The organism is Enterobacter cloacae complex sp. P6RS (genome assembly GCF_014982245.1).
Lineage (GTDB): Bacteria > Pseudomonadota > Gammaproteobacteria > Enterobacterales > Enterobacteriaceae > Enterobacter > Enterobacter bugandensis.
On the sequence record NZ_JADCLB010000003.1, the window covers coordinates 102476 to 124677 of the forward strand.

General features: G+C 57.2%; 22 protein-coding genes. 14 read left to right on the plus strand and 8 right to left on the minus strand.

What is annotated here, in order from left to right; genetic code table 11:
• Positions 1 to 98: 98 nt before the first annotated feature.
• Entirely contained in the window at positions 99 to 995 is an 897-nt protein-coding gene (locus INF73_RS01510) for a LysR family transcriptional regulator (RefSeq protein ID WP_028012978.1), read from the minus strand.
• 121 nt (positions 996 to 1116) lie between these two features.
• Here INF73_RS01510 and INF73_RS01515 point away from each other — a divergent pair, with 121 nt between their 5' ends.
• On the plus strand, positions 1117 to 2370 hold the full coding sequence (locus INF73_RS01515; RefSeq protein WP_193541293.1) for an MFS transporter: 1254 nt from the start codon (positions 1117 to 1119) through the stop codon (positions 2368 to 2370).
• A gap of 63 nt (positions 2371 to 2433) precedes the next feature.
• On the opposite strand, the gene INF73_RS01520 is transcribed toward INF73_RS01515, so the two are convergent.
• Both INF73_RS01520 and INF73_RS01525 read right to left on the minus strand, forming a co-directional pair.
• Positions 2434 to 3825 (minus strand): APC family permease, encoded by a 1392-nt coding sequence (locus tag INF73_RS01520; RefSeq protein ID WP_193541296.1) that lies wholly within the window; start codon positions 3823 to 3825, stop codon positions 2434 to 2436.
• 356 nt (positions 3826 to 4181) lie between these two features.
• Positions 4182 to 5600 carry a glutamine synthetase family protein gene (locus INF73_RS01525; RefSeq protein ID WP_024909135.1) on the minus strand — a complete coding sequence of 473 codons (1419 nt, stop codon included), beginning with the start codon at positions 5598 to 5600 and terminating at the stop codon, positions 4182 to 4184.
• A 214-nt stretch (positions 5601 to 5814) separates the two neighbouring features.
• Here INF73_RS01525 and puuD point away from each other — a divergent pair, with 214 nt between their 5' ends.
• From puuD to INF73_RS01565, 9 genes are all read left to right on the plus strand, one after another.
• On the plus strand, positions 5815 to 6579 hold the full coding sequence (puuD, locus tag INF73_RS01530) for a gamma-glutamyl-gamma-aminobutyrate hydrolase (RefSeq protein WP_028012974.1): 765 nt from the start codon (positions 5815 to 5817) through the stop codon (positions 6577 to 6579).
• A gap of 25 nt (positions 6580 to 6604) precedes the next feature.
• Positions 6605 to 7162 carry an HTH-type transcriptional regulator PuuR gene (gene puuR, locus INF73_RS01535; protein ID WP_013096835.1) on the plus strand — a complete coding sequence of 186 codons (558 nt, stop codon included), beginning with the start codon at positions 6605 to 6607 and terminating at the stop codon, positions 7160 to 7162.
• A gap of 157 nt (positions 7163 to 7319) precedes the next feature.
• Positions 7320 to 8813 carry an aldehyde dehydrogenase PuuC gene (gene puuC, locus INF73_RS01540; RefSeq protein WP_045261456.1) on the plus strand — a complete coding sequence of 498 codons (1494 nt, stop codon included), beginning with the start codon at positions 7320 to 7322 and terminating at the stop codon, positions 8811 to 8813.
• Positions 8810 to 10090: an FAD-binding oxidoreductase gene (locus INF73_RS01545; protein WP_045261457.1), complete on the plus strand. Its 1281-nt coding sequence runs from the start codon at positions 8810 to 8812 to the stop codon at positions 10088 to 10090. Before puuC ends, INF73_RS01545 begins: the two co-directional genes overlap by 4 nt.
• Before the next feature lie 25 nt (positions 10091 to 10115).
• Positions 10116 to 11387 (plus strand): 4-aminobutyrate transaminase, encoded by a 1272-nt coding sequence (gene puuE / locus INF73_RS01550; RefSeq protein ID WP_045261458.1) that lies wholly within the window; start codon positions 10116 to 10118, stop codon positions 11385 to 11387.
• A gap of 150 nt (positions 11388 to 11537) precedes the next feature.
• Positions 11538 to 13025: a carboxypeptidase M32 gene (locus INF73_RS01555; protein ID WP_045261459.1), complete on the plus strand. Its 1488-nt coding sequence runs from the start codon at positions 11538 to 11540 to the stop codon at positions 13023 to 13025.
• A gap of 148 nt (positions 13026 to 13173) precedes the next feature.
• Positions 13174 to 13548: an acid resistance repetitive basic protein Asr gene (asr, locus tag INF73_RS01560; RefSeq protein ID WP_032642591.1), complete on the plus strand. Its 375-nt coding sequence runs from the start codon at positions 13174 to 13176 to the stop codon at positions 13546 to 13548.
• 93 nt (positions 13549 to 13641) lie between these two features.
• Entirely contained in the window at positions 13642 to 13725 is an 84-nt protein-coding gene (locus tag INF73_RS22235; RefSeq protein WP_023617729.1) for a hypothetical protein, read from the plus strand.
• Positions 13726 to 13827: 102 nt separating this feature from the next.
• The gene (locus tag INF73_RS01565) at positions 13828 to 14649 is read left to right on the plus strand and encodes a serine protease (protein ID WP_028012967.1); all 822 of its coding nucleotides are present in this window, start codon (positions 13828 to 13830) and stop codon (positions 14647 to 14649) included.
• Between the two features lie 38 nt (positions 14650 to 14687).
• Here the strand turns inward: INF73_RS01565 and mdtI are convergent, their stop codons facing one another.
• Both mdtI and mdtJ read right to left on the minus strand, forming a co-directional pair.
• Positions 14688 to 15017: a multidrug/spermidine efflux SMR transporter subunit MdtI gene (gene mdtI, locus INF73_RS01570; RefSeq protein ID WP_028012966.1), complete on the minus strand. Its 330-nt coding sequence runs from the start codon at positions 15015 to 15017 to the stop codon at positions 14688 to 14690.
• Positions 15004 to 15366, minus strand: coding sequence for a multidrug/spermidine efflux SMR transporter subunit MdtJ (gene mdtJ / locus INF73_RS01575; RefSeq protein WP_028012965.1), 363 nt, complete (start codon positions 15364 to 15366; stop codon positions 15004 to 15006). Before mdtJ ends, mdtI begins: the two co-directional genes overlap by 14 nt.
• 422 nt (positions 15367 to 15788) lie before the next feature.
• Between mdtJ and INF73_RS01580 the strand changes: the two genes are divergently transcribed.
• A complete protein-coding gene (locus INF73_RS01580; protein ID WP_193541298.1) occupies positions 15789 to 16823 on the plus strand; it encodes an AI-2E family transporter in 1035 nt (344 codons plus the stop codon).
• Positions 16824 to 16826: 3 nt separating this feature from the next.
• Here INF73_RS01580 and INF73_RS01585 read toward each other — a convergent pair whose 3' ends face one another.
• Both INF73_RS01585 and INF73_RS01590 read right to left on the minus strand, forming a co-directional pair.
• Positions 16827 to 17774, minus strand: a complete 948-nt coding sequence (locus tag INF73_RS01585; RefSeq protein ID WP_193541300.1) for a zinc-dependent alcohol dehydrogenase family protein — start codon at positions 17772 to 17774, stop codon at positions 16827 to 16829.
• A gap of 28 nt (positions 17775 to 17802) precedes the next feature.
• Complete coding sequence (locus INF73_RS01590; RefSeq protein ID WP_048956325.1) at positions 17803 to 18828, minus strand: LLM class flavin-dependent oxidoreductase; 1026 nt, start codon at positions 18826 to 18828, stop codon at positions 17803 to 17805.
• Between the two features lie 177 nt (positions 18829 to 19005).
• On the opposite strand from INF73_RS01590, the gene yajD reads away from it, so the two are divergent.
• Positions 19006 to 19353, plus strand: a complete 348-nt coding sequence (yajD, locus tag INF73_RS01595; RefSeq protein ID WP_003857471.1) for an HNH nuclease YajD — start codon at positions 19006 to 19008, stop codon at positions 19351 to 19353.
• A gap of 28 nt (positions 19354 to 19381) precedes the next feature.
• On the opposite strand, the gene INF73_RS01600 is transcribed toward yajD, so the two are convergent.
• Positions 19382 to 20167 (minus strand): MipA/OmpV family protein, encoded by a 786-nt coding sequence (locus tag INF73_RS01600; protein ID WP_059356979.1) that lies wholly within the window; start codon positions 20165 to 20167, stop codon positions 19382 to 19384.
• Positions 20168 to 20291: 124 nt separating this feature from the next.
• Here INF73_RS01600 and INF73_RS01605 point away from each other — a divergent pair, with 124 nt between their 5' ends.
• The gene (locus INF73_RS01605) at positions 20292 to 20987 is read left to right on the plus strand and encodes a response regulator (RefSeq protein WP_193541302.1); all 696 of its coding nucleotides are present in this window, start codon (positions 20292 to 20294) and stop codon (positions 20985 to 20987) included.
• Positions 20984 to 22180: a cell wall metabolism sensor histidine kinase WalK gene (locus INF73_RS01610; protein WP_193541304.1), complete on the plus strand. Its 1197-nt coding sequence runs from the start codon at positions 20984 to 20986 to the stop codon at positions 22178 to 22180. Before INF73_RS01605 ends, INF73_RS01610 begins: the two co-directional genes overlap by 4 nt.
• Positions 22181 to 22202: the final 22 nt, after the last annotated feature.

Genomic DNA, 22202 nt, shown 5'->3' on the forward strand with positions numbered 1-22202 from the left:
AAACTGTTGGCTATGGTGAAGCACTTCCATGGGTGTCGTCAAATATTTACTTAGCCATGTGATTTACCGCACATTTTTACCCGTTTTCCAGGGAAATATCAGACCGCGGAAGCCTGGATTAACCGCTGTTTGAAGCGCTGGGCAGCATGACTCTGTTCGCGATGTTTTGACCACACCAGCCACATCTCCGAAACGGCATCCTCCTCGGCGATAGCAACCCAGCGCATCTCGCGTAGCTGTACCCGCTTAAAGGAGGCCGGGAGTATCGACACGCCCAGCCCGGCGGCGACCAGGCCGATAATGGTCATCGCCTCTCCCACTTCCTGGGTAATGACCGGCGCCAGATCGTAGCGGCGCATCAGCCCCAGAATATCGTCATACAGGCCCGTCCCGACCTGCGGGTCAAAAAAGACAAACGGCTCTTTTGCCAGCTCCGCCAGCGAAACCGCCGGACGCGACGCCAGCGGGTGATCGTTCGGGATCATGGCCATCAGCGGTTCGCGCAGGATAACCTCCCATGCCAGCGTGTCCGGCAGCTGGGTATTACGCATCAGCCCCAGATCGAGCGCACCTTCGTTAAGCGGCGCAATCTGCTCGCGGGTATTAATTTCGCGCGTCTGAATATGCACGTCCGGAAAATGACGGCGGAATGACGAAAGCGTCTGCGAGACGGCGCTGATAAACGGCGCGGACGAGGTAAACCCGATCCGCAGCTCCCCGGCTTCCCCAAGATAGAGCCGTTCCGCCCGGGCAGCGGCGTCGTCGACCATGCTCAGAATTTGTCTACTGTCGATCAGAAACTGCTTACCCGCTGCCGTCAGGCTCACGCTGCGGTTGGTGCGGGCCAGAAGACGCGCCCCGACCTGCTGTTCGAGGATTTGAATCTGCTGGCTTAAAGGCGGCTGAGAAATGTTCAGTCGTGCCGCCGCGCGGCCAAAATGCAGCTCTTCGGCGACGGCGACAAAGTAGCGAAGATGACGCAGCTCGATATTCATATTTTTAAAGTATCATTTGAGATTATTAATATATTAGACAGAATATTTACATTTTCCTACCCTAAACGTGTGGTCATACCCGTCACCAGAAATCACGGGGATGTTTAAGCAAGGAAACTGTGTGAGTCGTACATCTACCATTGATATCGAGCCGGCCAGAGATATTAATGATTTGCCTGTAGCATCGCAGCCGGTTCAGTTCATCAAACGTGGTACCCCCCAGTTTATGCGCGTCACGCTGGCGCTCTTTTCCGCCGGTCTGGCAACGTTTGCCCTGCTCTACTGCGTTCAGCCGATCCTGCCCGTTCTCTCCCACGAGTTTGGCGTATCTCCTGCCAGCAGCAGCGTTTCGCTTTCCATTTCAACCGGGATGCTGGCAATTGGCCTGCTTTTTACCGGCCCGCTCTCCGACGCCGTTGGCCGTAAACAGGTGATGGTAACCGCCCTGATGCTGGCCTCGGTCTGTACGTTACTCTCGACGATGATGACCAGCTGGCACGGCATTTTGATGATGCGCGCGCTGATCGGGCTCTCGCTCAGCGGCGTGGCGGCGGTCGGGATGACCTATCTCAGCGAGGAGATCCACCCGAGCTTCGTTGCCTTTTCGATGGGGCTGTACATCAGCGGGAACTCGATTGGCGGGATGAGCGGGCGTCTGCTGAGCGGGGTATTCACGGACTTCTTTAGCTGGCGCATTGCGCTGGCGGTGATCGGCTGTTTTGCGCTGGCATCGGCCCTGATGTTCTGGAAAATCCTGCCAGAATCGCGCCATTTTCGCCCGACGTCTCTGCGCCCGAAAACGCTGTTTATCAACTTCCGCCTTCACTGGCGTGACAAAGGTTTACCGCGACTGTTTCTGATGGGATTCCTGCTGATGGGTTCCTTCGTGACGCTGTTTAACTATATTGGCTACCGCCTGATGCTCTCGCCGTGGCATCTGAATCAGGCCGTTGTGGGTTTGCTTTCCGTGGCCTATCTCACCGGTACGTGGAGTTCGCCGAAAGCCGGGGCGATGACGGCACGCTTTGGCCGCGGGCCGGTGATGCTGGTGTTTACCGCAGTGATGCTGCTCGGCCTGCTGCTGACGCTCTTCTCTTCCCTGTGGCTTATCTTTGCCGGGATGCTGCTCTTCTCCGCAGGGTTCTTCGCCGCTCACTCCGTCGCCAGCAGCTGGATTGGCCCGCGCGCGCGTCGCGCCAAAGGCCAGGCATCGTCGCTGTATCTGTTTAGCTATTATCTGGGCTCAAGCATCGCCGGGACGCTGGGCGGCGTGTTCTGGCATCACTACGGATGGAACGGCGTGGGCGGGTTTATCGCGCTGATGCTCTGTGCCGCACTGCTGGTGGGCGCAAGCCTTCATAAACGCCTGGAATAATCATCCTGCGGGCTGATGCCCGATCCAGATAAACGGCACCAGCTTACTGGTGCCGTTTCACGTTCAGGAATCCCAGGCCTGCTCTATCTTACCGGCTTCAAACTGTGGAGGCGGTTTTCGGAAGCGGCGCGTGAGCCAGGTCAGGTAAAGGACACCCAGTGCCGCCCAGATGAGGCCAAGCGTCAGGGACGTCGCTTCGAGGTTGATCCACAGCACGCCGACCGTTGCGGCACCAATGAGTGGCAGCATGAAATAGTGGAGCCGATCTTTCCACGTTTTGTTCAGCCCCTTACGCCGCCAGAAATGGTTGTACACCGAGAGATTAACAAACGTAAACGCCACCAGCGCGCCAAAGTTGATCAGCGCCGTCGCGGTCACCAGATCAAAGTACAGGGCCGACAGCGCCACTATCCCTACCATAATGACGTTCAGGGCCGGAGTGCGCCACTTCGGATGCACGTAGCCAAACACACGCTCAGGAAAGACGTTGTCACGCCCCATCACGTACAATAAGCGTGAGACGCTGGCGTGCGAGGCCAGGCCTGAAGCGAGCGTATTCACAAACGTGGTGCACAGAAACACCGACTGGAAGAGCTTGCCGCCCACGTACAGCGCAATTTCCGGCAGCGCGGCGTCCGGGTTCTTGAAACGCGCGATCGTCGGGAAAAAGAGCTGCATGAAAAACGAGGCAACAATAAATATCAGCCCGCCATACAGTGCGGTCAGGAAAATGGCTTTGGGAATAACCCGCGCCGCGTTTGGCGTCTCTTCCGACAGCGTGGTGACCGCGTCAAAGCCGAGGAAAGAGAAGCAGACGATAGTCGCGCCGGTAATGATAGGAAGCAGGTGCGCGTTCTCGCTGATAAACGGCTGGAGCGACCAGACGGTGCCAACCCCCTCACCCTTGTGCAAGCCATGCACTACGAGTATGACAAAGACCACCATGATGGCGACCTGCACCAGCACAAACAGGGTGTTAAAGTTGGCGACCAGGTTAACGCTTTTCAGGTTCGCCAGCGTCAGGATCGTTACAAAACCCACCACCCAGACCCAGGGCGGGACTTCAGGGAACAACGCGGAAAGGTAGATCTTCGCCAGCAGCACGTTGATCATCGGCAGGAAGAGATAGTCCAGCAGCGATGACCAGCCAACCATAAAGCCTAAGTGAGGGCCGATCGATTTCTGCGTATAGGTGTAAGCAGAGCCCGCTTCCGGGAACTGTCGCACCAGTTTGCCGTAGCTGATGGCGGTAAACATGACGCCCGCCAGCGCCAGGAGATACGAGGCGGGCACGTGGCCATTGCTGATACCGGACACAATGCCGAAGGTATCAAACACGGTCATGGGAGTGAGGTAAGCCAGCCCCATCATGACCACCTGCCAGAGCTTGAGGGAACTGCGCAGCCGGGTTCTTCCGGCCATGCGCGGCGAGTCAAGAGAGGTGTTAGTCGCCATAAACCGTCCCCCCCATGCTTACCGTGGTTTGCAATCGCGTTGACCGTAACGCAAACCTGCTTAGCAAAGGGGGAAGTTGTAAAGAACATACGCGATCGTACCAGCGCAGCGTCTCTCGCTCGCACTCACAGCAGGCGCCTGACTGGCCCCCTTCGCCCTGCGGATAGTTGAACATCTGCATCATTTCCTACCTCGTCACACAGTGTCGTTAAGAAAGTCCCTGTGCCGCCTGCGCTCCATAACGCGACTCCCGGGAGATAGCTGGCGTGCCAGCGAACGTTTCGGCCAGGCTCCGCGCAGGCCGTTTGGTGATACGTATGCGATGAAACAAAGCGGCCCCTAACCGGGGCTCGTCATCAGGCGTTTTTCAGCATCCACTCAATTTCTGTTTCGGTAATCAGGCGTTCAAACTGCAGTAATTCATCGTTTTTGCAGGCGTGATAGACGTGGCAGAAACGTTCGCCCAGCCGCTCGCGGAGGTGATCGTTTTGCATAAATTCCCACAGCGCATCGCTCTGACGAATCGGGAACGGCAGTCCGTCCTGCTCCAGACCATTGCCTTCCACTTCTTCCTGCAGGGGTAAATCGTTATCCAGCCCGTGCAGAATGCCGGCAAAAATCGCCGCCATCACCAGATACGGGTTTGCGTCTGCTCCCGCCACGCGGTACTCGACCCGATGGTTATGGCGATCGCCGCAGGGGATACGCAGGGCAACGGTGCGATTATTGTGTCCCCATGACGCCTGCGTCGGTACGTACATTCCCGGCTGGAAGCGGCGGTAGGAGTTGACGTTCGGCGCCAGCAGCGCCATGGACGCAGGCATCAGATCGATCATCCCGGCCAGCGCGCGTTTCAGCAGCGCGGAATCCTCGCCGCTGGCGTCTGCGAGCACGTTTTCGCCTCGGTTGTTTTGCATGCTGATGTGAATATGCATCCCGCTGCCCGCATGCTCTTCATACGGCTTTGCCATAAACGTGGCGTGCATCTTATGTTTTTCCGCCATCTGCCTGACGAGACGTTTCAGTGCCAGCGCATCATCGCAGGCATCAAGCACGTTTTCCGTATGATGCAGGTTAATTTCAAACTGGCCCGGGGAGGCCTCAGCCACGGCCCCGTCGGCGGGGATCAGCTGCAGCTGCGCCAGTTCGTCAATGTCGTTCAGCACGTCAGCAAAGTGGTTCAGGTTATCAACCGAGTAGACCTGACTCTGCGTGTTACGTACGTCGGTGCCCGGCGCGCAGGGTGGCTGCAGATAGCCGTCGGCATCGCGCTTACGGTCAAGTAAATAGAACTCCAGCTCTACCGCTACCACGGGGAACAGACCGCGCTGGCGCAGCTGCTGCCAGAGTCGGTTGAGTACGTTCCGCGGCTCAACGTCAAAGGGAGCGCCATCTTCATCGACCATGGTGAGCTGCACCTGACCAATGTATTCCGGGTCGGCGGCGGACGGCGTCAGGGTACCCGGCACCGGCACGCAGATACAGTCCGGCTCGCCGAGCTCCTGCCCCAGGCCCGCCTCTTCCACGACGTTACCCAAAATGTCCATGGCGAAAACCGATGCCGGGAAATAGCAGCCTTTTTCAAGCTTGCTCAGTCCGGCAACCGGGATGCGCTTGCCGCGAAAACAGCCGTTCAGGTCGGTCAGAAGGACATCAATAAACTGGGTGTCAGGATACTTTTCTAAATAGCGCTTCACTTCCTGCGTAAAGGCGCTGCCCCGCCTCTCATCCGTGTGCTGCACAAAGTTCTCAACTTCTACGATATTGGTTTCCATGATTTACCACCGTTTTTGGGATTTGCGTTCGCTGCTCTGGACTGTCAAATATAATGTCCACCCTATCGAATCTGTATGCAAACAAATTGTTTGTCAAATGTTAAATTAAGTTTGCAAAAGGCAGATCTCGTTGCTAGATTGAGAAAATATTGAACGAAAAGGCCGTTTCACAGGCGAGAATGGCCTAAATTTAGTCCACTTTGTGAGGGCGATCATGGAAAATATAATGAACAAGCCAGTTATTGGCGTAGTGATGTGCAGAAACAGGCTTAAGGGTCATGAGACCCAGACCCTGCAAGAAAAGTACCTGAATGCCATTATTAACGCGGGGGGCTTACCGATTGCCTTACCCCATGCGCTGGCAGAGCCAGAGCTACTTACCGCTCTGCTGCCAACCCTGGACGGGATTTACCTGCCGGGCAGCCCAAGTAACGTGCAGCCGCACCTTTATGGTGAAAACGGCGATGAGCCTGACGCCGATCCCGGGCGAGATCTTCTGAGTATGGCGCTGATTGCCGCCGCGCTCGAAAGGCGCATCCCCATTTTCGCCATCTGCCGGGGGCTGCAGGAACTGGTTGTTGCGACGGGAGGAACGCTGTATCGCCGCCTGTTCGAGCAGAACGACCTGCTTGAACACCGGGAAGATCCTGAACTGCCGGTTGAGCTACAATACGCCCCTTCTCATGAGGTTCAGGTTCAGGAGGGAGGACTGCTGTCTCAATTAATACCAGGCTGTAACACATTTTGGGTAAACTCGTTACACGGGCAAGGTGCACGAACGTTAGGACCACGGCTTCGCGTGGAGGCCCGTTCGACGGATGGGCTGGTCGAAGCGGTCAGCGTTCATGACCACCCTTTTGCCCTCGGCGTGCAATGGCACCCCGAATGGAACAGCAGCGAGTACGCCCTCTCACGTATGTTGTTTGATGGTTTTATCACCGCCTGTCAAAGCCACATTGCCGAGAAGCAACGGCTTTGACCACTACCGTAAAGGAAATGCAACTATGAGCGATGACGGACTGGCGCCAGGGAAACGTCTGTCTGAGATCCGCCAGCAATTGGGTCTCTCGCAGCGGCGTGCCGCCGAACTGTCTGGGTTAACACACAGTGCCATCAGCACCATTGAGCAGGATAAAGTGAGTCCTGCCATCAGTACGCTGCAAAAGCTGCTGAAAGTCTATGGGCTGTCGCTCTCGGAATTCTTTTCGGAACCGGAAAAACCTGATGAACCGCAGGTGGTTATTAATCAGGAAGACCTTATCGAAATAGGCAGTCAGGGGGTTTCGATGAAGCTGGTTCATAACGGAAATCCGAACCGTACGCTGGCGATGATTTTTGAAACTTACCAGCCTGGAACCACGACCGGAGAGAGGATCAAACATCAGGGTGAGGAGATCGGTACGATACTGGAAGGTGAAATAGTGCTGACCATTAATGGCCAGCCTTATCACCTGGTTGCAGGGCAGAGCTATGCCATCAATACCGGCATACCGCACAGCTTCAGCAATACCTCGGCAGGCATCTGCCGCATTATCAGTGCCCACACCCCCACCACGTTCTAATTACCACTCAGTCCCGGCGTAAGCGCGCTTACGCCGGGACAAATAAAAACGATCAATGTCGGCATTCAACGGGTTAATTCCCGGGATGCCCCACGGCTTCGTATTGCCTGAAACGGCCATGCCTTTATTTATCTGATTGCGAAAGAAAGGAGTGAATATGCATTTTCAGCACCTGACTTACTGGCAGGATAAAGCAAAAAACAGCGCCATTGAGACCCGGTTATTTATTAACGGTGCCTATTGTGACGCCGCCGATAATGCCACATTTGAAACCGTCAATCCCGCTACCCAACAGACGCTGGCGAACGTGGCCCGGGGCAAGCAGGCGGACGTGAACCACGCGGTTCAGGCCGCACGTGAGGTATTTGAGCGCGGCGACTGGTCACAGGCGTCTCCGGCGCAGCGCAAGGCCGTGCTGAATAAGCTCGCCGATTTAATGGAGCGCCACGGCGAAGAGCTGGCCTTACTGGAAACGCTGGACACCGGTAAACCCATCCGCCACAGCCTGCGCGACGATATTCCCGGCGCGGCTCGCGCCATTCGCTGGTACGCCGAAGCGGCGGATAAAGTCTACGGCGAAGTGGCGCCTACGGGTCCGGGCGAGCTGGCGATGATCGTGCGCGAGCCGATCGGGGTTGTCGCGGCCATCGTCCCCTGGAACTTCCCGCTGCTGCTGGCCTGCTGGAAGCTGGGCCCGGCGCTGATCGCGGGCAATAGCGTGGTATTAAAACCGTCGGAGAAATCACCGCTCACCGCCCTGCGCCTGGCCGGGCTGGCGAAGGAGGCGGGCCTGCCGGACGGCGTGCTGAATGTGATAAGCGGTTACGGCCACGAAGCGGGCCAGGCGCTGGCACTGCATCCGGAGGTCGAAGTGCTGACGTTTACCGGCTCTACCCGTACCGGCAAGCAGCTGTTGAAGGACGCGGGAGAAAGCAACATGAAGCGCGTCTGGCTGGAGGCAGGCGGCAAGAGCGCCAACATTATCTTTGCCGACTGTCCGGACATGGACAAGGCCGTGAGCGCGACCGCCGCCGGGATTTTTTACAACCAGGGGCAAGTCTGTATCGCCGGTACCCGCCTGCTGCTCGAAGACAGCATCGCCGATGACTTCCTGGCAAGGCTGAAAGCGCAGGCCCGTCACTGGCAGCCGGGCGATCCGCTCGACCCGGACAGCACGATGGGCATGCTCATCGACGCTGCGCACGCCGATACCGTCCACACGTTTATTCGCGAGGGAGCCCGGAAAGGTACGCTGCTGCTGGACGGGCGGGAACAATCATGGCCTTCCGCAGTCGGTCCCACCATTTTTGTCGACATCGACCCTGCCTCCCCGCTGTGCCGGGAAGAGATTTTCGGGCCGGTGCTGGTCGTCACCCGTTTTAAAACCGAAGAGGAAGCCTTAACGCTGGCCAACGACAGTGAATACGGGCTTGGCGCGGCGGTATGGACCCGCGATCTCTCCCGCGCGCACCGCATGAGCCGCCGCCTGAAAGCCGGCTCGGTCTTCGTCAATAACTACAACGACGGTGATATGACCGTCCCCTTTGGCGGCTATAAGCAGAGCGGCAACGGTCGCGATAAGTCCCTGCACGCGCTGGAAAAATTTACCGAACTGAAAACCATCTGGATTGCCCTGGAGCCTCAATCATGACCGAACATACCACCAGCTACTACGCGGCCAGCGCGAATGCTTATGAACCTTTCCCGACGCTTAACGAGTCGATCAGCTGTGACGTGTGCGTGGTGGGCGGCGGCTATACCGGCCTCTCCTCCGCGCTGCATCTCGCCGAAATGGGCTACGACGTGGTGCTCCTTGAAGGGGCGCGCATCGGTTTCGGCGCCAGCGGACGCAACGGCGGCCAGCTGGTTAACTCCTACAGCCGCGATATCGACGTGATCGAGAAAAACTACGGGCCCGATGCCGCCAAAGTGCTCGGGAGCATGATGTTTGAAGGCGGGGAAATTATTCGGGAGCGTATCCAGCGCTATCAGATCCAGTGCGACTATCGTCCCGGCGGGCTGTTTGTGGCACTAAATCATAAGCAGCTGGAGACGCTGGAGGAGCAAAAGTCCAACTGGGAACGCTACGGCAACACGCAGCTGGAGTTGCTGGACGCCAGCGCCATCCGCCGGGAAGTCGACAGCGACCGCTATACCGGCGCGCTGCTGGACCGCAGCGGGGGGCACATTCATCCGCTGAACCTGGCGATCGGCGAAGCGGACGCCATTCGCCTGAACGGTGGGCGTGTATATGAACAGTCTCCGGTGACCGCCATTCAGCACACCAGCCCGGCAGTAGTAAGCACGCAGCATGGCCAGGTCACGGCCCGCTACGTGATCGTCGCCGGGAATGCCTATCTGGGCGATAAGATAGAACCGGAGCTGGCAAAACGCAGCATGCCCTGCGGCACCCAGGTGGTGACCACCGCTCCGCTGCCGGAAGAGGTCGCCCGCACGCTGATCCCCAATAACTACTGCGTGGAAGATTGCAATTATCTGCTGGATTACTACCGCCTCACCGCCGACAACCGCCTGCTGTACGGCGGTGGCGTCGTCTATGGCGCGCGCGATCCGGACGATGTCGAGCGTCTGGTGATGCCAAAGCTGCTGAAAACTTTCCCTCAGCTGGCAGGCGTCAAAATCGATTACCGCTGGACGGGCAACTTCCTGCTGACCCTGTCGCGGATGCCGCAGTTTGGCCGTCTGGACAAAAACATCTATTACATGCAGGGCTACAGCGGCCACGGCGTGACCTGCACCCACCTGGCCGGACGGCTGATCTCGGAACTGTTGCGCGGTGACGCTGAGCGCTTTGATGCGTTTGCTAACCTCCCGCACTACCCCTTCCCGGGCGGCCGTAGCCTGCGGATTCCATTCACGGCGATGGGCGCGGCGTACTACAGCCTGCGCGATCGTCTTGGCGTATGATCGTTTCGACAAAAGGGTATCTGACATGAGTAACCAGGAATTTCATCAGCGCAGACTTTCTGCCACCCCGCGCGGCGTAGGCGTAATGTGTAATTTCTTTGCCCGCACGGCGGAGAATGCCACCCTCACCGACGTGGAAGGCAGCGACTATATTGATTTCGCCGCCGGGATCGCGGTGCTGAATACCGGCCATCGTCATCCTGAACTGGTGGCCGCAGTGGAAAAACAGCTTCACCAGTTCACCCACACGGCCTACCAGATTGTGCCGTATGAAAGCTATGTTTCATTAGCTGAGAAACTTAACGAGCTGGCCCCGGTGCAGAGCCCGGCCAAAACGGCGTTCTTCACCACGGGCGCGGAAGCGGTGGAAAACGCCATTAAAATCGCCCGGGCCCACACCGGCAGACCGGGCGTGATTGCCTTCGGCGGAGGCTTCCACGGCCGAACCTATATGACCATGGCCTTAACCGGCAAGGTCGCGCCTTATAAGCTGGGATTTGGCCCCTTCCCGGGGTCGGTTTATCACGTGCCGTATCCCTCCGAGCTGCACGGCATCACGACGCAGGATGCCATCACGGCGATAGAACGCCTGTTCAAAGCGGATATTGAGGCGAAACAGGTGGCGGCGATTATTTTTGAACCCATTCAGGGTGAAGGCGGATTCAACGTCGCCCCGCCAGAGCTGGTGGCCGCCATCCGCCGAATCTGTGATGAGCACGGGATCGTGATGATTGCCGACGAAGTGCAGAGCGGCTTCGCCCGTACGGGTAAACTGTTTGCCATGGAACACTACGTGGACAAGCCCGACCTGATGACGATGGCGAAAAGCCTGGCAGGCGGAATGCCGCTGTCTGGCGTGGTGGGTCGCGCCGAAATCATGGACGCGCCGGCGCCCGGCGGTCTGGGGGGGACCTATGCAGGCAACCCGCTTGCGGTGGCCGCCGCGCACGCGGTGCTGAATATTATCGACAACGAGTCACTGTGCGCCCGCGCCTGCCATCTGGGGGATCGACTGAAAGCCACGCTGGAGGAGATTCAGGGCACCTTCCCTGCGCTCGTGGCGATAAGGGGAAGAGGATCGATGATTGCGGCGGAGTTTTTTGATCCCGAGAGCCGTGAGCCTTCGGCCGCCATCGCGCAGGCGATCCAGCAAAAGGCGCTCGCCCAGGGCCTGCTGTTATTGATCTGCGGCCAGTACGGCAACGTGATCCGCTTCCTTTATCCGCTGACCATTCCGGATGCTCAGTTCAACCAGGCGCTGGCGATCCTGCAACAGGTTATGCGCGATAAGTCCTGAGTGCCCACCGAAAACCGTCACCCGGAATGCCGGGGACGGTTTCAACGGAGGAGATCGGCACAGATTTCCTCCATGTGGGAAATGTTGGGGAATTTGGTCTGTTTCATTGTATGCTCCCTGAAACACATCCCCGGCATGAGGAAATAAGAATTGCAAAAAACATCAGCCTATCAGTCACTTGTGAAAACCTTCCAGCGCCTCTCACGCTTCTCGCACCTCTCCTCCATCGCCAGCTGGGACATGTTCACCATGATGCCGCCCGGCGGCAGCGCCGCGCGCGGTGAAGCGCTGGCAGAGATGAGCGTCCTGCAACATCAGATCCTGACCGATAAAAAAGTCGGCGACCTGTTAGCGGCCGCGGCAGGGGAAGATCTGAATGACGTCGAACAGGCCAACCTGCGCGAAATGACGCGACAGTATCAGCAGGCTACCCTGCTACCGGAATCGCTGGTGGAAGCCAAATCTCTCGCGGGCAGCAGATGCGAGCACGCCTGGCGTACGCAGCGTCCCGCGAACGACTGGCAGGGCTTTTCCGCCAACCTGAAAGAAGTGGTGAAACTCAGCCGTGAAGAAGCCCGCCTGCGCGCAGAAGCCAAAGGCTGTACGCCGTACGACGCGCTGCTGGATATTTTTGAACCGGACATGACCAGCGCGCGCCTGGACGTGCTGTTTGGTGATATGAAAACCTGGCTGCCGGACCTGCTGGCAAGCGCGGTGGAGAAACAGGCTCAGCGGTCGTTCGTTCCGCCGCAGGGCCCCTTCCCGACGGCAACCCAGCGCGAACTGGGTCTGGAAGCCATGAAGATGCTCGGCTTCGATTTTAACGGCGGTCGCCTCGACGTAAGTGCGCACCCGTTCTGCGGCGGCGTGCCGGAAGACGTGCGCATTACCACGCGCTATGATGAGGACGAGCTGCTCAGCGCGCTGTTTGGCGTGATCCATGAAACCGGACACGCGCGCTACGAACAAAACCTGCCGCGCGCGTGGGCAGGACAGCCTATTGCCCTGGCCCGCTCAACCGCGATCCATGAATCCCAGAGCCTGTTCTTTGAGATGCAGCTGGGACGCAGCGAAGCCTTCCTCAAGCACCTCCTCCCTGCCGTTCACGCCCGCTTTGGCAGTCAGGCGGCGTTTAGCGAAGAGAACTTTATCGCCTGGAACCAGCGCGTGAAGCCAGGCTATATCCGCGTCGATGCCGACGAAGTGAGCTACCCGGCACACGTGGTGCTGCGCTATGAGATTGAGCGCGCGCTGATCAACGGCGAGATTGAGGTGGACGATATCCCCGCCCTGTGGGATGAGAAAATGCAGGCCTGGCTCGGGTTATCCACCAAAGATAACTACCGCAACGGCTGCATGCAGGATATCCACTGGACCGACGGCGGTTTTGGTTACTTCCCGTCGTACACGCTGGGCGCAATGTATGCCGCACAGCTGTTCCATGCTGCAAAGACCGCGCTTCCGGGACTGGCGTCCTCCATCGCTGAAGGGGATTTTTCCGCCCTCTTTGAGTGGCTGCGTCAGAACATCTGGCAGCACGGCAGCCGCTTTAGCACGTCGCAGTTAATCACCCAGGCGACGGGGGAAGATCTGAATATCCGCTACTTCCGCGAACACCTGACCTCACGCTACCTGTAATGACAAGGCCGGGGTTCTTCCCCGGCCTTGTACATATGGTTACACGCCGATACCAATCACTCACGGAAACCCCGAATTTACAGGGATATAGTTATTTCAACGGCCCCGCAGTGGGGTTAAATGAAAAACCAAATTCGAGGGTATGAACATGAAAAAAGTATTAGCTCTGGTTGTTGCCGCTGCTATGGGTCTGTCTTCTGCTGCGTTTGCTGCTGAAACCACTGCTGCACCAGCTGCTGCGGCGCCTGCTGCAACGACCACCGCGGCACCAGCAAAAACCGTACATCACAAGAAACACCACAAAGCCGCTAAACCGGCTGCAGAGCAAAAAGCGCAGGCAGCTAAAAAGCATCACAAAAAAGCCGCTAAACCAGCCGTAGAGCAGAAAGCTCAGGCTGCGAAAAAGCACCACAAGAAAGCCGCTAAACCAGCCGTAGAGCAGAAAGCCCAGGCTGCGAAAAAGCATCACAAAAAAGCAGTAAAACACGAAGCTGCTAAACCAGCTGCACAGCCAGCTGCGTAAGCGTACAAGCTTAACCGTGCCCTGCGGGGCACGTTGGTAAACCGGCGCTGAACCGGAAAAGGTTCTGCGCCGTTTTTTTTATCCGGAGGGCGTATGCTGCGACGCTATCGGTTTGAGCTGATTCTTATCCTGCTTATTTTATGCGCGCTCATCGCCAGCCGCTTTTATCTTTCCTGACTGTAGCACGCTGATTTTACTCCCACTTTAGCGCCGTCCCGTCTATAGTATTTTCATAGGGTTCACTTTTAATAATCATAATTACCCCCACCAGAGTGTGATATGCGTAAATCTGTTGTGTTGTTGCTGGGAACGTTTGGCCTTTTTTCTGGATTTTCACAGGCGGATGATGGCGGTGATAACGCCATTAGCGCGAAAGAGCTAAAGACGCTTTTTTTCGGTCATGACGATCGTACTCGCGTCACCGATCCTACCCAGGCTCCCTGGGACGCTATAGGCCAACTGGAAACCGCCAGCGGCAACCTGTGTACCGCGACGTTAATCACCCCGCAATTAGCGCTGACGGCGGGCCACTGCCTGTTGACGCCACCCAACGGTAAGCCAGACAAAGCGGTTGTCTTACGATTTGTGTCGCAAAAAGGGATCTGGCGCTATGAAATCCACGGCATTGAAGGTCGGGTTGATGCTTCTCTTGGGAAACGTCTTAAACCGGATGGAGACGGCTGGATTGTGCCGCCCGCGGCAGCCTCGTGGGATTTTGGCCTGATTATTTTGCGCTACCCGCCTTCGGGCATTACGCCGCTGCCGTTATTTGACGGCGATAAAGCGGCGCTCACCGCCGCGCTGAAAGCCGCCGACCGCAAGGTAACGCAGTCAGGCTACCCGGTCGATCATCTCGATGCGCTTTACACCCACACGGACTGTATCGTGACGGGCTGGGCGCAGACCAGCGTGCTTTCCCATCAGTGCGATACGTTGCCGGGCGACAGCGGTTCACCGCTGATGCTGAAAACCGATAACGGCTGGCAGTTGATTGGGGTTCAAAGCTCCGCCCCGGCGGCGAAAGACCGCTGGCGAGCCGATAACCGGGCCTTATCCGTCACCGGTTTTCGCGATAAGCTGGAAGCGCTGGCTAAAGAGTAAGCCAGCGCGGCTGTCTGTGAATCAGCGTTACCGATTGATCAGGCGAGTTTTATCATGATCATGCCCGCCAGCAGCAGGATCAGCCCTATCCAGCCTTTATTATTTAAACGCTGCCCGAAAAGCACCCACCCTGCGGCCAGGGTGGCGGCGATACCAAAACCGCCCCACAGCGCATAGGCCACAGACAGATCGATACCTTTGACCGCCTGTGACAGGGCGCTAAATGCCCCCAGCACTGCGGCAATCGACATCAGGCCATAAACCTTACGGCGAAAGCCGTCAGAGAATTTCAGCAGAACGTTCGCCAGAATTTCCAGCACGATGGCGAAGCCCAGCCAGGCCGCATGAACCCATTCAAACTGTTGCATGGTTCTGCTCCTTCTGCTGTTTTGTCGGTTTACGGGTACCTGATTTAATCAGTACGATACCCGCGACCAGCGTCGTTAACCCGGCGACCTTCATTGTTGTTAATGTTTCGTCGAATATCAGAACGCTGAACAGCGTAATCAATAAAATACCGATCCCTTCCCACAGCGCATAGGCCACACCCAGCGCAATTTTCTTCACCGCAAATGAGAGGAAAATATAGGAAAGGGATATCATCACCAGCATTAAAATAAAACCGGTATTGCCCTCGCTGACGCTTGCCCATTTCATTGACAGCGTGCCGGTAATTTCAGCGAGGATAGCCAGGGCTAATAAGATCCAGTAAAACATGTTTTTCTCCTGCTTGAGAATATAATCCATCGTGGCCCGCTGCATGCAGCAAACCAAAAAAATATGAAATTAAATCAGACAGCTAAGCGCGTAGCGCCAGCTCAGGCAGAAGAGGTGACTATAGTGCGGTGCGCCAGTGTTGCTCACCAGCAATCAGGCAGAAGGAGGTAGAAAATAGAGCAGCGTTGTTTGAAGAATAGGTCCTGAACAAATTGTCCATAAAATTACAATTATCCGCGTTGTTGCTTCTCGTCTTTGCGGATGAAAATTGTCCTCGGTAGTTGAACACGCCAAATTTGTACCATAACTGAAGATTTTACTCAAAGTCTTTTCAATTCTTTACCCATCCCGTTTGATTTTGGTTAGTTTATTGCAGGACGTTTACCCTCTATTATAAATAAAAAGCATTTTTTGGAGTCACCATGGCTAAACCCATTATTACCCTCAACGGGTTAAAAATTGTCATCATGCTGGGCATGCTGGTGATCATACTCACGGGCGTTCGTTTTGCCGCCGACATCATTGTGCCCTTTATTCTGGCCCTGTTTGTTGCGGTGATCCTTAACCCACTGATCCGGCGCATGACGCGGCTGCGCATCCCGCGCGTGCTGGCAATTACCCTGCTAATTAGCGTCATTATTTTCGCCATGGTGTTACTGGTTGCGTATCTGGGTACCTCGTTGAACGAACTGGCGCGAACGCTGCCGAAATACCGTTCCTCGCTGGCGATACCGCTGCTGCAGCTTGAGCCCTGGCTTCAGCGCGCGGGAATAGAAGTCTCGGTTGAGGAGCTTCTTAAATATATCGACCCTAATGCGGCCATGACCATCGTCACAGGCCTGCTGACGCAGCTTTCCAATGCCATGACCTCCATTTTCCTGCTGTTTTTAACGGTGGTGTTCATGCTACTGGAGGTGCCACAGCTGCCCGCAAAGTTACAGCAAATCATGGTTCGTCCGGTTGAAGGAATGGGCGCTATTCAGCGCGCGCTGGACAGCGTTTCACGCTATCTGGTACTGAAAACCGTCATAAGCCTGGTCACCGGGGTGGTGGTCTGGGGAATGCTGGTGGCGCTGGACGTGCGCTTTGCGTTCGTCTGGGGGTTACTGGCATTTGCGCTCAACTACATTCCTAACATCGGCTCCGTGCTGGCGGCAATCCCCCCTATTCTTCAGGTGCTGGTGTTCAGCGGATTTTATGATGCGCTGATTCTGCTGGCCGGCTATCTGGCGATTAACCTGGTATTCGGGAATATTCTTGAACCACGAATGATGGGGCGTGGGCTGGGGCTTTCGACGCTGGTCGTCTTTTTGTCCCTGATTTTCTGGGGCTGGCTGCTCGGTCCCGTAGGCATGCTGCTCTCCGTTCCGCTGACCATCATCGTGAAGATTGGTCTGGAACAGACGGCGGGCGGGCAAAGCATCGCCGTGCTGCTGAGCGATATGAGCCATCAATAGCCGTCATTCCGCCATCGACATGAGGGGCTTGTTTGCCCTTCCTCCTTCACGGTAAGCCCTGAGCGCCCTCTGCCAGTCCGTCAGAGGGTACACCGTTCCGGGGCTGTATTCACTGGCGCGCATCCGGGGCCAGATTTGATCGAACTCCGCGCGCCACGCCTCTGCGCTGAGCCCATCCAGATAGTTACGAATATGGAACCACGCCACGCGCGGCAGGGGCCGCTGCTGGCGGAAGGTCTGCCCGGAGAGCAGCCCGTAGCAGACAAATATGCCCTGCTCCGGCAGCACGCTCAGGATCGCTTCCGCCAGCGCCCCGCCGGTTGCATCGTAAACGACGTCGGCACGCGCGGCAACGGAGAGAATCCGCTGCATGTCATGCTGTGCGACAGGAACGATCCCCATCGCCGCCAGCCGTTCAGCGTGAACGGGCGAACGATGAATACCGTACACCGCCTCTGCCTCCGCCAGACGCGCCCACTGCCCGAGCAGAATAGCGCAATCCGAACCGGCGGCCGTGAGCAGCACCCGCTTTCCCCGCGGTGGATAGTGGCTCAACATCATCTGCGCCGCCAGCGGGTTGATATAGGCCCGCGCGGCCAGGCGTGAATCGACATCATCCGGCACGGGGATCGCATACTCTGCCGGGCAATCCGCATAGCGCTGCCAGGTGCCCTGACCGCGCAGCGGCAGAACGCGTTTACCCTGCAGATGCGCAAAAGACGCGGGCGCCTGAATGACAACGCCGACGCCTTCATACCCCGCGACGGCGGGCAGCGGGGTTCTGTGGCGGTAAGCGCCGGTAATGGGAATGAGATCGGACGCGTTCACCGGCGCATACAGCATTTGCACGCGGAGGTGTCCCGGCGCAAGCGCGCCCGGCGGCGCAGTTTCAGGTTGCAGAACAGATTCTGGCTCGCCAAAACGGCGATACCAGAGGGCCAGATTTTCCATTACGATCTCACGGCTGACGGCGGAATACTTAATCGCGCCAGCCCATTGCCGGTGCGACATGTTTGAGAATGGACTCAATCACGTGCGCATTGTAATCCACACCGAGCTGGTTCGGTACGGTCAGTAATAACGTATCAGCCTCGGCAATCGCCTCGTCCTTCTTCAGCTGTTCAATCAGCCTGTCAGGCTCCGCGGCATAGCTGCGCCCGAAGATCGCGCGCGTTTTTTCATCAAGATACCCCACGCTATCGCTGTCGTTGCGGCTGGCGCCGAAGTACATCCGGTCGCGGTCGTCCATCAGGGCAAAAATACTGCGGCTGACCGAGACGCGCGGCTCGCGCGCATGCCCTGCCTCTTTCCAGGCCTGACGATAGGCGCGGATCTGTTTTGCCTGCTGAATATGGAACGGTTCGCCGGTTTCGTCGTCTTTCAGGGTTGAGCTTTGCAGGTTCATGCCGAGCTTAGCGGCCCATACCGCCGTCGCATTCGAACCGGCGCCCCACCAGATGCGCTCCCGCAACCCTTCGGAATACGGTTCCAGGCGCAGCAGCCCAGGCGGATTGGGGAACATCGGCTGTGGATTCGGCTTTGCAAACCCTTCGCCGCGCAGCACCTCAAGCAGCACCTCGGTATGACGGCGCGCCATGTCCGCTTCGTTTTCCCCTTCCTGCGGGACATAGCCGAAATGACGCCAGCCATCAATGACCTGCTCCGGGGAGCCGCGGCTGATGCCAAGCTGCAAACGGCCGCCGGAGATCAGATCTGCCGCGCCCGCATCCTCGGCCATATACATCGGGTTTTCATAGCGCATATCAATCACGCCCGTACCGATTTCAATGGTTTTCGTTTTCGCGCCTATTGCCGCCAGCAGAGGGAACGGCGAGCTAAGCTGACGGGCGAAGTGGTGCACGCGGAAATAGGCGCCGTCCGCGCCCAGCTCTTCAGCGGCCACGGCCAGGTCGATGGACTGCAGCAGCGTGTCTGCCGCCGAGCGCGTGCCGGACTGCGGAGAAGGCGTCCAGTGACCAAACGATAAAAACCCGATCTTTTTCATAACCCTGTGTCCTGATAATGCGTTGCGTTCTGTCCACTTTACGCATTACCCGGTAAGAATAAATGCCGTTTATTTAACGGAAAGCATCAAATAAATTGACGGAATAGCGGGGTTCGTCATTCCGCTCCATAATGGATATAATACCCCCCACTTTTTTCATGGCAGGTAAAACCGGCAATGGCTCTGATCCCTAAAAACTACGCGCGACTGGAAAGCGGCTATCGCGAGAAAGCATTAAAAATCTATCCCTGGGTCTGCGGACGCTGCTCGCGGGAGTTCGTCTATTCCAACCTGCGTGAATTGACGGTTCACCATATCGATCATGACCATACTAACAACCCGGAAGATGGCAGCAACTGGGAGCTGTTGTGCCTGTTTTGCCACGATCACGAGCATTCGAAATACACCGAAGCGGATCAGTACGGCACCACCGTGGTCGCCGGTGAAGACGCGCAAAAAGACGTGGGTGTCGCCACGTTTAACCCCTTTGCCGATTTAAAAGCGATGATGGATAAGAAGAAATAATCTTCTCGTCCGCTCGTGCTCCGCGATTTTAAAATGTCCAGGTGATAGCGGCGGTTGCAGACCCCTCATTACGCCGCATCACTATTGGGCTTTCATTCGCATGGTCGCCAAGCCAGGTATAGTCCGCGCTCAGGACCGTTCCCCAGTGAGCATCGAACTGATGGCTCCAGGTCAGGCTGGTGTCGACGCCATAAAATCCCCCCGGCGCTGAATAGCGGCGATAGCCGGTGCGGCGGCTCTGCTGCTCGCTGACCCCATACCAGGTATTCAGATAACGGCTGTCGCCAAACAGAGCCGCAGACTGAAGGGCGATCGTGTCCTCGCTGTTTTGTAGGGGAATCAACGTAACGGACGCCTGATAACTTACGCCCTGGCTGTCCGTTAACGGTAGCGTCGCCTTACCCTCAACGCTTAGCCAGGACGCAGCCTGCCAGCCGACGGCCAGGCCGGTATTCAGGGTGGCATCAATGTCCCCCATCCCTTTCAGATTGTTTGCGCCCTCACGCCAGCCAGAATTTTTCTCTGCCCTCCCGAGGTCGTAACCTAGCGTATGTTCCAGGTACCAACCGCTGTCGTTTTGCAGGTCATATCCCACTCCTTTTTGTGCATCAATAAAGAAAGCACCCTTGCGCCCCTGCAGCACAGGAACCACCTGCCACACCTGCTTGTCTGAGCCTGAATAACGGGGGGCATAGTGACCGCCCAGCCCGACGGTTAAAGAGCCGGAAGCGGCGTCATCATCCGCCTGCACACCTGAGGCAACGGTCATCAGAAGCGGAACGGTCATATACAGGCCTTTTTTTATCGCTATCATACTGTTCTCCACGCAGACGCTGGCGTCTGCTGATTCAGGGTCTGCCACACAATGTTGGCGCAGTATGGTTTGGCTAAATCAATGAATCGTCGGGATAGTGTTAAGAAACGGTCAAGGTGAACGGATGTTGTCCAGAAGAGTGCTGATTATTGAAGATGACGCCGATGCGGCTGGCGTGCTTGAAGCTTATTTACGTCGTGAAAATTACGATGTCACCATTACCGGAGACGGTCTTTCCGGGCTGGATATGGCGCAGCGGTGGAAACCCGACCTCATCCTGCTGGACGTGATGCTGCCCGGGCTTAACGGCACCGAAGTGCTGGCCGGACTGCGTCGTAAAAGCGATGTACCGGTGATCATGGTCACCGCCATGGGCGACCCCCCCGATCGCATTGGTGCCCTGCGGTACGGTGCCGATGATTATGTTGTGAAACCCTATCATCCGGGAGAAGTCGTGGCTCGCGTACAGGCGGTGCTGCGACGCAGCAGTAAAAAAGAGACAGACGACGAGATCCTTCGCTGGCAAACGCTGGAGGTGGATGTGGCCGCCATTGTGGCGAGCGTGGATAACGGCGGCGACGCGCCCGTGATGCTCGATCTTACGCCAACGGAATTCTCGCTTCTGGCAACGCTGCTGCGCTCTCCCGCACGTCCCTTTTCCCGTCAGTACCTGCTGGAACACTGTCTGCCAGAAAGCGAGGCGCTGGAGCGCGTGGTGGACACCCATATTTATAACCTGCGTAAAAAACTCGAAGCGGCGGGTATTTCCGGCGTGTTGATTAACGTTCGCGGCGTGGGATACAGGTTCAGACAACCATGATAAAAAACCGGCACTCCTCTCTCTGGCGCTGGATTTGCGCGCGTATCCTGGCACTGGCCATCGGCAGCGTGATCGTCATTGCCACCTGCATGTGGCTACGTTATGCGGTACAGAACTACTGGATAATGGGCAGAATGCCAGCGGCGGTCCGGCAGGAATTCCTGACGCTCAGCCAGAACCCGCAGGCCGATCCGGCCCGCTTCCACAGCATTGTGGATACCTGGTGGGGGCTGAGTTATTCCACGCCATCCATCGCCTCTGCGGACTGGGTTACGGTGGCCCTGCTGGTGCTGGTGATGATCCCGTTTATTGTGGTGATGGGGTTAAAACACGCCCGACCGCTGGCGCTGCAGTTCAGCCGTCTTCGCGATGCCGCCAAAGATGTCGCCGACGGGCAGTTTGGCCGTCAGGCTGAACTGGTCAAGGATGCGCCAGCGGAAATGGTCAGCTTTGCAAACGACTTTAACTCCATGACGGGGCAACTCGCCCGCTATGAAAAAGAGCTCCGCGCCTCGCACGTCGCGATGGCGCACGAGCTGCGCTCGCCCCTGACGGCCGCCATTGGTCGTCTGCAGGGCATGTTGGACGGTGTGTTTGATGCCAGCCCTGTGCAGCTGGGAATGGTGATGAAACAGCTTCAGCATCTTAATCGCCTGACCGATGAGCTTCACCTTCTCTCGTTAGCGGACGCGGGAAATCTGGTGCTGGAAGAGCAGGCCTTTTCTCTGGATGAGCTTATTCAGGAGCGGGCGGCCTGGATCATGCCGCAGGCCGAAACGCATCATTTTACGATTACGCTGCGTAACCCGCGTACGTGCCCGTTCAGAGGCGATGCGTTCCGCATGGGGCAGGTATTTACTATCCTTATGGAAAATGCACTACGCTACGGGCGCGAAGGCGGCCATCTTGAGGTGGCGCTACACTACGCCAGCGGGCATTACGCCATTGAATTTCACGATGACGGACCGGGCGTATCCCCCCAGTTCTTACCGGACATGTTTAAGCGCTTTAGCCGTGAGGAGCAGTCCCGCGCGCGGCATTCCGGCGGCAGCGGCCTCGGTTTGTCTATCGCCCGGGCGATTTGTCAGGCCCATGGGGGCACGATCGAGGCCTCATTACCGGAAACGGGCGGCCTTGCTGTGCGTATTTTGTTACCCTGGCAGCCGTCCGGTAATGAAAATATCCACTCTTGATAAACCCTTGACAGAACATCGA